The organism is Flagellimonas olearia, assembly GCF_009184425.1.
Classification (GTDB): Bacteria; Bacteroidota; Bacteroidia; order Flavobacteriales; family Flavobacteriaceae; genus Flagellimonas; species Flagellimonas olearia.
This window is the reverse complement of record NZ_WELG01000040.1, coordinates 1-505: the sequence shown is the minus strand read 5'-3', so window position 1 is coordinate 505 and position 505 is coordinate 1. Positions and strand designations below refer to the sequence as shown.

General features: G+C 51.9%; 1 protein-coding gene. It reads left to right on the top strand.

The features are described from left to right. A partial coding sequence (locus F8C76_RS19155) for an IS256 family transposase (protein WP_211372181.1) occupies nucleotides 1-505 on the top strand: 505 nt, incomplete at both ends.

The following is a 505-nucleotide window of genomic DNA, read 5'->3' as shown; positions in this document are numbered from 1 at the left end:
GAGCGTGATCTTGAAGCCATCTATCCGATTGTCTGGCTTGACGCCATTCACTACAAAATTAGAGAAAACGGCCGTTACGTCAGCAAGGCTATCTACACCATTCTTGCCCTGAACATCGAGGGCAAGAAGGAGCTGCTTGGTCTTTATCTCTCTGATCAGGAAGGTGCCCACCACTGGTTAACCGTGCTGACAGACCTCTACAACCGTGGCGTCAAGGATATCCTGATCGCCTGCGTGGATGGCTTGAAAGGCTTCCCTGAAGCCATCGAGAGCATTTACCCGAAAACGGAAATCCAGCATTGCGTGATTCACCAGATCCGTAACTCACTGAAGTATGTTGCCTCGAAAAACCAGAAAGCCTTCATGGCCGACCTGAAGCCCGTCTACAAGGCTGCAACGCTGAACGCCGCAGAAATCGCACTCGATGAACTGGAAGCCAAGTGGGGCGAGAAATACCCGATGGTAATCAAGTCCTGGCGGGAAAAGTGGCCAACCCTGTCAGCCT